The sequence below is a fragment of the Aestuariivita sp. genome (assembly GCF_021404545.1).
Classification (GTDB): domain Bacteria; phylum Pseudomonadota; class Alphaproteobacteria; order Rhodobacterales; family Rhodobacteraceae; genus Aestuariivita.
In genome coordinates this window covers 1-9,865 of sequence record NZ_JAAWWD010000029.1, presented here as the reverse complement: position 1 = coordinate 9,865, position 9,865 = coordinate 1, and the positions used below count along the sequence as shown (strand labels likewise).

Annotated in this window: 9 protein-coding genes and 1 pseudogene; 7 read left to right on the top strand and 3 right to left on the bottom strand. The window is 60.4% G+C overall.

Annotation, left to right across the window (positions count from 1 at the left end; translation table 11 throughout):
• Positions 1–19: 19 nt before the first annotated feature.
• A pseudogene (locus tag HEP69_RS09150) lies at positions 20–304 on the bottom strand (transposase); the annotation flags it as partial.
• Positions 305–702: 398 nt separating this feature from the next.
• On the opposite strand from HEP69_RS09150, the gene HEP69_RS09145 reads away from it, so the two are divergent.
• Positions 703–909, top strand: coding sequence for a hypothetical protein (locus HEP69_RS09145; protein WP_290558210.1), 207 nt, complete (start codon positions 703–705; stop codon positions 907–909).
• 493 nt (positions 910–1,402) lie between these two features.
• Here HEP69_RS09145 and HEP69_RS09140 read toward each other — a convergent pair whose 3' ends face one another.
• Both HEP69_RS09140 and HEP69_RS09135 read right to left on the bottom strand, forming a co-directional pair.
• Entirely contained in the window at positions 1,403–1,744 is a 342-nt protein-coding gene (locus HEP69_RS09140; RefSeq protein ID WP_290558209.1) for a hypothetical protein, read from the bottom strand.
• Positions 1,745–1,792: 48 nt separating this feature from the next.
• The gene (locus HEP69_RS09135) at positions 1,793–2,548 is read right to left on the bottom strand and encodes an XRE family transcriptional regulator (protein ID WP_290558208.1); all 756 of its coding nucleotides are present in this window, start codon (positions 2,546–2,548) and stop codon (positions 1,793–1,795) included.
• Positions 2,549–2,656: 108 nt separating this feature from the next.
• Here HEP69_RS09135 and HEP69_RS09130 point away from each other — a divergent pair, with 108 nt between their 5' ends.
• The 6 genes from HEP69_RS09130 to HEP69_RS09105 all read left to right on the top strand — a co-directional run.
• Positions 2,657–2,920 carry a hypothetical protein gene (locus tag HEP69_RS09130; RefSeq protein ID WP_290558207.1) on the top strand — a complete coding sequence of 88 codons (264 nt, stop codon included), beginning with the start codon at positions 2,657–2,659 and terminating at the stop codon, positions 2,918–2,920.
• Positions 2,917–4,611 carry a hypothetical protein gene (locus HEP69_RS09125; RefSeq protein WP_290558206.1) on the top strand — a complete coding sequence of 565 codons (1,695 nt, stop codon included), beginning with the start codon at positions 2,917–2,919 and terminating at the stop codon, positions 4,609–4,611. The genes HEP69_RS09130 and HEP69_RS09125 overlap by 4 nt, the downstream gene beginning before the upstream one ends.
• A 3-nt stretch (positions 4,612–4,614) precedes the next feature.
• Complete coding sequence (locus HEP69_RS09120; RefSeq protein ID WP_290558205.1) at positions 4,615–5,271, top strand: hypothetical protein; 657 nt, start codon at positions 4,615–4,617, stop codon at positions 5,269–5,271.
• Positions 5,272–5,273: 2 nt separating this feature from the next.
• On the top strand, positions 5,274–5,951 hold the full coding sequence (locus tag HEP69_RS09115) for a hypothetical protein (protein ID WP_290558204.1): 678 nt from the start codon (positions 5,274–5,276) through the stop codon (positions 5,949–5,951).
• A complete protein-coding gene (locus HEP69_RS09110; protein WP_290558203.1) occupies positions 5,948–6,352 on the top strand; it encodes a hypothetical protein in 405 nt (134 codons plus the stop codon). The genes HEP69_RS09115 and HEP69_RS09110 overlap by 4 nt, the downstream gene beginning before the upstream one ends.
• The coding region (locus HEP69_RS09105; protein WP_290558202.1) for a phage tail protein at positions 6,352–9,865 on the top strand (3,514 nt) is incomplete at its 3' end. The genes HEP69_RS09110 and HEP69_RS09105, both read left to right, overlap by 1 nt.

Below are 9,865 nucleotides of genomic sequence, written 5' to 3'. Positions count from 1 at the left end.
GTGCTGGCGACCGGGCCTAAGTTGCGTCGATCATGACCGTCTTCTCTTCACCGTGCTCGGCGGCCAGACCCACCATCATGCGAGCGAAGATGCCCTTGTCGCTCCACCGCTTCCATCGGTTGTACAGCGTCTTGTGCGGGCCATAGGCGGCGGGTGCATCGCGCCACCGTAAACCGTTGCGATTGATGAAGATAATCCCACTCAATACGCGCCTATCGTCAACACGTGGCTTTCCGTGGGACTTGGGGAAGAAAGGTTCCAGACGCGCCATCTGAGCGTCACTTAACCAGAAAAGATCAGACATGTTCACCGCTCGTTTTTGAGCCGTGAATCATGATGATAAAGGGAAATCAATGGGTCCTGAGCCTAGTCAATCCGAACCCGAACCGCCCCAACCTCACATACGAATTCTTGGGCGTTACGAAGGTTTGGCGCTGGACCAAAGAACGGATGGAGGCAGCCTACGAAGCAGGCATGATCCATCAAAGTGCACCCGGGAAAGTCCCCAGGCAGAAACGGTATCTTGATGAACAGCGTGGGCTTCCATACTCGGATGTCTGGACCGATATCTTGCCACTCAACTCACAAGGCCAAGAACGCCTCGGCTAACGCCCCGACAGGATTGAAGAGCTTGACGCATGGTGGGGCGACGACAATTGGAGGGAGCTCACGAAGCTCAAGCAACACGAACTCTTGCAAGTCATGGCTGACCGGTTCCAGAACGAGCTTGGATACAAGTTCGTGAAGCCATTTCCGATCTATCAAACCCTCGACGGAAAAAAGAGGTCCTTCTATCTGATCCATGCAAGCGACCATCCAGATGCACCTAAGTTGATGATGCGCGCCTACCTCAAGGTTTGTGGCGACCGCGAGGGCTCGCCGGTAGACAGTCAGATGTCTCTTCTGTGAAAAACATTTGTTGAAAATATCTCTGTCATTTTGGAAAAAATCCGTGTCCCGCTACACCCGCTACAACAGCTACTGTAGTTTGACACTTATTATTGCAGTACACGGAAGAGGGTCGAAGATGGCGGAAGAACCCGGCAAAAAGGGCTATAAAACAGTGGCTTAAGAGCGTTGTAAGTTCTTTTGGGAACACAAAATGGATGTCACGCAGAACGGCCTCATAATGACCCTTATGCGACTCCGACCGGATTTTGTGACAGGGATTTCTGCAAAGCCGCCCGAACCGCCTAAGGCCTGTTTAATAAAGGATAAAACCCGGCACAAGAGCGCAGATGGCGTCCCAAAACGCGCCAAAACCGGTGTCCGAACTGGGAACAAGCCTTCCCAGTTTAGCTCAGCGCTTCCCACTTCGCGATTATGCGTTCAATAACAATGCCTTGGCAAAGTAAATCGCGTTCATATCGTCGCTGGAACTGGGAAGTGATTTTCGGGGCTATCAGTCGTATCGACGGGCACCGAACCGGTAATTCTCGCATCGCGAGCGGGCGCTCTCACGAAAAGCAATGATTGCGTCCCGCTGTTGCTCCAGTGTCGGCATGACCGGCTGATCCAGTGCTTCTCGAATGAGCTGGCGATAATCAGGATCCTGACCAGATAAGCCGCGCAGGTCTTCTCTCAGAGCCTTGTAGTCCTCATTCTGGCGGTTGATCATGATGAGCTCGGCCCCAAAGGCTATGAAACCACAAACATCATGATCGCCGCGTTGCGCCGCCACCGGCTGGAAAGAAAGTAGGAGAGCCACAAAGGGTGCGAGAATATGGCTGTGATAACCGTTCATAAGCATAACTCCACGAAGCACCTCAAGACCAAACTAAACCCAACCATTTCAGATTCTTATGTCAGAGATCACCGAGACCACTCTGGCCAGGATTCTGAACGCGTTATCATCTGATGGTGCCAGAACGACAGGCGGTAGAGAAGGGTCTTGAGACGTCGCCAATACCTTAGTTGGGCGATCAAAGCCATCTTTCTCCAAGACTGTCAGATGCTTGACATATATGTCGTCGCCGTCTCGATACACATAAATTCCCGGTTCGATTGGTGGCATTACGTTGAAAGCCACCAACATAAGCGCTCCATCAGGTATGACTGGTTCCATACTGGTCCCCTTGGCGTGGACCAGACCGCACAAATCAGGGGCGAGACCCCGCGCAAGAAGCCATTTGCGTGTAAATGCTATCTGAGAGTTGCTGTCTTCGCTTTCAACAACGGCACCTGGTCCAGCAGACGCCCTCAATTCGAACTGACGTACAAAGCTGAACGCCTGATCACCCGAGACGAAATCGCCTCCCATTGGCATCGCGCGGTCAGGCGGCTTGATGTTGGGACGGGTTGGATTAGCCGGCGCAAACCCAACACCTTGATCGTGTAGCATCTCTCCTCGTCCATACAGCAACCAATCAGCGTTTACGCGGTAACGCTCTGACATTCTTTCCAGAAAGTTCCGCGAGGGCGCGGACGCACCGCTTTCTATTGAGCCAACGCGACCGGGACTGAAACCCAATTGATACGCAAAGTCTCTTTGGTTGAGGCCGATCTTTTTTCGAAACAATGCCAGACGTTTACCGGGATTTTCGCTCATTGGTCACAAATTCCCATTGACTTGCTTCCTTAAGGAAAGCAAAAATGCTTCTAATAATGAAAATTCTGCTCTCGAAACAAAAGCAGAATCAAAACTCAAGGGAAAGTTATGCCAAAGCCAGAGGTGTTAATACAGCCCGGTCCCTTCTTTTATGAGGTTTGGGCGGGCGCGATGAAGGCCCAAGGCCTGAGCGTGACGAAGTGGGCGAACGATCACGGGTTCGCCATTGCCAGTATCAAGCCGATGGCAACCGGTGGCACGAACGGTGAAAAATCCAAGAAAATCCGTCAGTTGATGCTGGAGAGCGTGGGCGAAGAGACGTTTCGCGCGCTTTATGAGATGCGGCTGCGCAATGCCGGGCTGCTGAAATGAGCGGCCTGACGAAAAGCGATCTTCAGGTGATTGAAGGCGATGCGCGTGTGAGCAGTGCCCGGTTGAAAGACGTGCTCGGTTATTCGGCGATCAGCAAGGTCAACAAGATCATTCGTCGCCATCAATCCGAGCTGTCCGACTACGGCGAGATAATTTTGGCCCGTGCGGGCCAAAATTCAATTCTCCCTCGAACCGAGGCTAAATCCGGTCGCGGGCGGCCGGCGCAAGAATACCTTCTCAACGAGCATCAAGCTGTCGCTATCTGCATGTGGGCGGAAACCGCCAAGGCCCGTGAAGCCCGCCGCCAGATTATCGAGGTGTTTCTCGCCTGGCGGCGCGGCGATCTCCATGGTCTTGCCGCGAAGCGTCAGCAGACATCCGACCCGTTTCAGGCCAGCGCCGATCACACCCGTGCCTCTGTCGAACTGGTTCAGAACCTGAAGGACGAAATCCGCGCCGCGTTCGATGCCTCGCGCGGCATCGCATCCGTCGATATGGCGGGCAACATCTCGCTCGCGGCGGACCAAGCCAGTCGGCTATTTTCCAATCTCTCGGCCGCGCTCAACCTGTCGCCGACCTATGGCGCGCGCTCAGTCGAGAGCGGCATTGCCGGGGGCGACATCCCGGACTGGGCCCGCGAGGATCTGCCCGAGACCGACGCTGATCGCGCGATGGCGGGTATTCTGGCCAACCGCCGCCGCGAGGCCCGCAAACCGGCCAAAAAAAGCGCACGCGGAGGCAGCGGTGCCTCGGATTACGAACGGGAACGTGAAGCAGTCTCAGATCTGATCGCGGAACTGCAAACCGAGCTTGACGTGCTGCGCGAGAGCGATCCGGTGCGCAAGGAGATGCTGCGGCTGCGGGGTGAACTGGCGGGCGCGACCGAGGCGGAGACCGGGACCATTGCCGATCTGATCGCGCAGCGCGTCGCCGAGACCGCCCAGATCGAGGCCCAGCAAAGCGCCTACGACTTCCTCAGCCAAACCATCTCGGCCAGCATGTCCAGCATCCGCGCCGAAGGCGCAAGCGTCGAGGATGTGTTCGAAAACATCACCGCCGCGATCCTTGATGCGACCATCCAGGCGCAGCTCTTTGGTCAGGGACCGTTTGCCGGGATCTTCGGGACCGCCGATAGCGGCGGGTTGATCGGCGGCGCACTCAAGGGGCTCTTCCCGAACCTATCGACCGGGGGGCGGGTCACAGGGCCCGGGACCGGAACCTCCGACAGCGTGCCTGCGTTCCTGTCGACGGGCGAGTTCGTGGTCACCGCCGCCGCGACCGCGCAATACGGCGATCTGCTGGAGGCGATGAACGCCGGACAGCTGGCCTCGATGCAGGAGCTGGCGCCGGTCACCGCTGCCTCAGGCGGTGCCATTCATCCGCGTCAACCGTCAACCCCCACCGTGAACCTGATCTCGCCCTTCGATCCATCCCGCGTGATCGACGCGATGAAGGCGGAGCTGGCCAGAACGCCGCCCGCCTACATCACCGATGCCTCCCCTGCCCCAGGCCCATCCACCGGCGGTCAAGCGCCAGGTCTGCATGTTACCATCGAGATCACTGGCAGTCAGACATCAACCGACACCGAGGACGCCGCCTATCGCGGTATGCAGCGGGCACTGGAAGAATATGATCGGGTGCAGTTCCCGATCAGTTTCGAGCGCCAGCGGCGCGAGCCCTGGAGGCGTTAGGCGATGCTGACCTTCCCGCTGTCGCCTGCCGATTTCATCGATCGGCTACCGATCAAATCGGTGACGCCCGACTTGCCCGAAATTGTCTCGATGAGCCAGACCGGTGGTGGCGATATCCTCACCGAAGATCTCAGCCCGCGTTTGTGGCGCGGCGAGGTTCTGCTGGCCAAACTGACCCCCGACGAGGCGTCAGCGGCCATGGCGTTGATCCAGGCGGTTCGCGGTCCGGGGCGGTCCTTCATGGCCTACGATACGCGGCATCCCGCGCCCCGGAACGACCCCGATGGCAGCGGGCTTGTCGGCGCCACGCCGCGCATCCAGAGCCTGGGCGCAAATCCGCGCACGCTGAGCCTGCACGGTCTTCCAGCCGACTATGTGCTTTTGCGTGGTGACATGCTGTCCTTCGATTATGGCGCGGGCCCGGTGCGGACAGCGCTGCATCAAGTGGTGGATGAGACGGTGACCGCCAATCAGGGCGGGGCCACACCGGAGTTCGAAGTGATCCCGTTCGTGCGGGCCGGGGCGGCGGCCGAGGCCGCCGTGACCCTGATCAAACCGGCGTGCAAGGCGGTGATCCTACCCAATTCGGTGACAGCGGGCACCAAGGGCGCCTGGATGACCGAAGGCGTCGCGTTTTCCTATGTGCAGACGCTGAGGTAGAAATGCGGATTTGGAGCCCCCTTCTGAGAAGCCACTACGCCGCGCGAAAGGGGCGGTATGCCCGTCTGCTCTTTTGGGTCGCGGCGCGCGATCGGGATACCCAGCAGACCGAGACACTGGGTCTGTGGACCGGGGACGATCATCTGGATTTCGAGATCGCGGGCGAGATCCGTACCTATTACGGTGCGGGCACGCTGCTCGGGGCCGACCCGCTCAACCTTACCATCGGCCTTGAGGTCAGGACCCAGCGCGTGGTCTTTTCCGCAATCGCACCCGAGGTCGAGCTCGCGCTGCGCGGTTACGACACCAAGCTGGCGCCGGTAGAAATGCATCTGGCGCATTTCGACCCGCTCTCCGGTGTCTTGCTGGAAGAGCCGGAGCCGCGCTTCAAGGGGGTGATCGACCAGCTGGAAATCATCACGCCGGAAGCCGGTGGAGAAGCCGCTGCGACCTGCACCCTGATCAGCGCGGCCTATCGGTTGCGCAATACGCTTTCGCTCAAAAAATCAGATGCCGCACTGCGGGCGCGGGCACCCGATGACGGGTTCCGCAAGGATACCGACATGACAGGTTCCGTCGATGCAGTCTGGGGCGAGCTGCGCGCGAGCGCACCGCCCGCGAACGATCCGAGCCCATCGGCGATCCCGTCCAGGCCGACAGCTGTGGAGGAGCCAAGATGAAGCGGCGCAAGGATTGGATGTCGCGTCTGACCGGCTATGTCGGCAGGACCGCGCGGCTGTCAATCGACCCCGGCACTCATGACTGCGCGCTGTTTCTCGCAGGCGCCGTGCTGGCGATGACGGATGTGGACTTTGCCGCCCCCTATCGCGGCCGCTACACCACCTTGCGGGGCGGCCTGCGCATTCTGCGCAAAGACGGGTTCGAGGATCATATCGCACTGGCCCGTTACCATCTCGAGACGCGCCCAACAGCCTTTTTGCAGGTCGGCGATGGAGCGGTGGTCGATACGCCTTTGGGCCCGGCTTTGGGGGTCGTGCAGGGCCCGTCGATATACCTGGTCGGGTATGAGCGGCAGGAAGTGATGCCGCTGACCTCGGCGGCTTACGGGTTCACGGTCTGATGCCCCCGGTTGGCGCTTTCTTCGCGGGTCTCGCCGGGGCTGGCCTGGCCGCCGGGCTTGCGGGCACGGCCGCTGCCAGCACCTGGCTTGCGGGTGTCACGGTTGGCAAGTTTCTGACATCGACGGTCGGGCGGTTGCTGGTGACCGTTGCTCTGAGCGCCTTGCAGGCCGCGCAGATGGACAAACCGACGAGCCAGGTCGCCGGTCTGCGGACCAGTCAGACGATGACGGGTGGCACCAATCCGGCATCTTTCGTAATCGGGGCAGAGTATGCCACCGACGGTCAATTGGTAACCCCGCCGATGAGCCATGGCAGCGCGGGCGGGCTGCCCAATGCCTACCTGAACTATGTGATCGAGCTGTCCGATCTGCCGCTATCGGGTCTTAATATGCTGGTGCTGGATGGCGAGCTTGTCGAGCTGGGCACTCAGGCACATGCGGATTATGGCCTGCCGGTTCTGGGGCGGTTCGCGGATCATGCCTGGGTCCGGTTCTACGACGGCACACAGACCGCCGCCGACCCGATGCTGATGGATAGATACGGCGACTACGAGCGGCCCTGGGGCTCTGATCGCATCGGGGCGGGTATTGCCTATGCCGTTCTGACCTTCCGCTATAATCGCGAGATCTTTGTCCAGTTTCCTCGCGTGCGCTTCGTGGTGGGCGGTATTCCGCTTTACGATGCGCGCAAGGACAGCTCGGTCGGCGGTGTCGGCGCACATCGCTGGGCGGATCCTGCGAGTTGGGAGCCCAGCTCGAATACTGCCGTCCAGATCTACAACATTCTGCGCGGGATCGACCTGGGTGACGGACATATCTGGGGCGGTGGCGCGGAGGCGGAGGATCTGCCGCTCGATATCTGGTGGGCCGCAATGAACGCCTGCGATGTCCAGATCGAGCGCGCAGATGGCAGCTTTGAGAATGCTTATCGATCGGCCTTCGAGATTGCGGTCAGCGATGAACCGGCCAGCGTCATCGATGAGTTGCTCAAGGCCTGCGGAGGACGGATGGCGGAAGTGGGCGGCGCCTACAAAATCCGCGTCGGCGGGACCGGTCTGCCGGTGTTCTACTTCACCGATGACGATGTGGTTGTCTCGGAAACACAGAGCTTCACGCCGTTTCCGACCGCCAACAGTATCTATAATGGTGTGCATGCCAGCTATCCCGACCCGGATGCGGCCTGGCAATCGCGCGAAGCCCCGGCCCGCTATAACCTGATCTATGAGCTGGAGGATGGTGGCCAGCGCCGGGTTGCCGATCTGCGCCTGCCCACCGCGCCCTATCCCGATCAGGTCCAACGCCTACAGCTGAGCTATCTCAAGAACGAGCGCCGCGCGCGCCAGCACTCGTTGACGCTGGGCCCCGATGCGACCCAGCTCGAACCGCTCGACGTGGTCGGTTACAGCTCGGGGCGCAACGGGTACATCTCAAAGAGCTTTGAGCTTACCGCCACGACCGACCCCCTGATCACCGGTAACCCGACGCTTGGCCTGCGCGAGACCGATCCCGGCGATTACGACTGGTCGCCGACATTCACCCTGCCATCGAGCGCCCCGGCGTCGCGCAAGGTGCCCATTCCCACCTTGAGCGTTCCGGGCTTCAATGCGTTTGCGTTTGTCCAGACCGATGCGCTGGAGATAGAGCGCCGCGTCCAGATCCGCATCGTCTGGAACGCGGACGCGATTGAGGCGCCGGGCATCCGCTGGGAGGTTCGCCTGCGCACGACAGGCCAGCAGGTCACGCAAGGGAGCACATCCCGCATGGCAGCGGGTGAGGCATTCATATCGGAGGGTCTGATCCCCGATACCGATTATGAGGTTCGCGCCGAGCTGGTCACCTCTCTGCCGAGTGTTCCGACGGGATGGATCCTGGTCCACACCGACGATGTGCGCCTGACGATTGCGGATCTGAGCGCCGAGGTGTTTCAGGCGATCGATGACGATGCGCGGGCCACGGCCAGCAGCTTGATTGCTGCGTTTGAGCTTGAAACAATCCAGCCGATTGCTGACCTAATCCCGCCGATCACCGCAGATATCGCGCGGATCGATGTCGAGATCGGCAGTATCCAGGCCGATATCCCGGAGATCTTGCAGGACATCGGCAGGATCGACATCGACCTCGAGCTTAAGGATGTCAGGCAGCAGTCGATCTTCGACACGCTAGACCGGATCGGCCAGAACCTGCTTTGGGCGATGACAAAGGTCAGCAGCACAGAGAGTACATTGCGCGGCGCCGGGATCTACGAGGATCCCGACGAGGGCACGATCCGCATCGCAGCCTTCGATGGGCTGCAAACGGACATCGCCGCCAAGTTCTCCGAGGTACAGATCAGCCTGGATGCGCAAAACGCGGCGATCAGCCTGACGGCAACACAAACTTGGGTGAACCAGCAGCTTGCGCAGGCCACGCTCGATCCCAGCTTCACACCGCTGATCGACGATCTGGAATTGCAGGTGGCGACGGCGCAGGTCGATATCGACGCGCTTGAGGCTGCGGTAACCCTGAAGGCGGATGTCACGACTGTCGATGGTCTGAACGTTCGCCTCGACAGCGCCAAGGTCGATATCGACGCGTTGCAGACCGCGATCGTGCTGAAGGTCGAGACAACCGACTTCACTGCGCTGGAAACCCGTGTGAGTTCCGCCGAGGTCCAGCTCGGGACGCTCGATGCGCCATCGATCACGCAAACGGTCGCGGATGTCCGGTATCTGCAACAGGGCCAAACGGACGCGGATGCGGCCACTCTGGCGCAGCTTATTCAGGGCTACCGCGACCGCAAGGCCGTCAGCCAATCCCTCGCTTATGTGCAGCAGGACATGCGGGCGCTGGTCGGCGAGGATCGCGAAGCGATTGCGTCGCTGAAAGTGTCGTTCGGCGCACAGATCGACAGCAACGTCGCGCTGATCGAACGTGAGACCACCGCCCGGGCCACGGCCGATGAAGCACTTGCGGCGGACATACTGACGCTTCAGGCGACGACGGACGCGACCATGGCGTCGATCACCGCCCTGAATGACGTTTCCGCCGCCAGCGACAGCCCCGCCGCACGTGCCATCCACCAGGTCCAGTTGGACCTTGTGGTGGTCGAAGAGGACGTCACCCTGACAGCCGCCGCCGTTTCGGCCGTGGAGACGCGTGTGGCCCAGACCGAGGACGGTCTGGCCGTCAGCGGGCGCCGCTTCGACAGTCTGAGCGTATCGACGGCCGAGGCGGATGCCGACGCGGATATCGTGAGCCTTCGCGCCGCTGTCGACCTCTATAACGCCCGTCGCGATTTGGGGGAGGCCATCGCCATCTCGGCCCAGGACATGCGAGCGCTGGTCGTCGAGGATCGGGTGGCGATTGCCAGCCTCGAAACCTTACTCGCAGCCGCGATCAACAACACCGCCGCATCGCTCAAGTCCGAGCAGCTGGTGCGATCCGAGGCCGACGATGCCCTTGCCCAGGATATCGTGACCATAAAGGCCAGTTTGGAAAGCGCGGAGGGCGATATCGCGGCCACCGCGACGGTCG

Excerpts from the sequence above, each read along its gene's own strand:
- HEP69_RS09145 (WP_290558210.1), top strand. The coding sequence starts at position 703 with ATGGCTGACCGGTTCCAGAACGAGCTTGGATACAAGTTCGTGAAGCCA.
- HEP69_RS09140 (WP_290558209.1), bottom strand. The coding sequence starts at position 1,744 with ATGAACGGTTATCACAGCCATATTCTCGCACCCTTTGTGGCTCTCCTA.
- HEP69_RS09135 (WP_290558208.1), bottom strand. The coding sequence starts at position 2,548 with ATGAGCGAAAATCCCGGTAAACGTCTGGCATTGTTTCGAAAAAAGATC.
- HEP69_RS09130 (WP_290558207.1), top strand. The coding sequence starts at position 2,657 with ATGCCAAAGCCAGAGGTGTTAATACAGCCCGGTCCCTTCTTTTATGAG.
- HEP69_RS09125 (WP_290558206.1), top strand. The coding sequence starts at position 2,917 with ATGAGCGGCCTGACGAAAAGCGATCTTCAGGTGATTGAAGGCGATGCG.
- HEP69_RS09120 (WP_290558205.1), top strand. The coding sequence starts at position 4,615 with ATGCTGACCTTCCCGCTGTCGCCTGCCGATTTCATCGATCGGCTACCG.
- HEP69_RS09115 (WP_290558204.1), top strand. The coding sequence starts at position 5,274 with ATGCGGATTTGGAGCCCCCTTCTGAGAAGCCACTACGCCGCGCGAAAG.
- HEP69_RS09110 (WP_290558203.1), top strand. The coding sequence starts at position 5,948 with ATGAAGCGGCGCAAGGATTGGATGTCGCGTCTGACCGGCTATGTCGGC.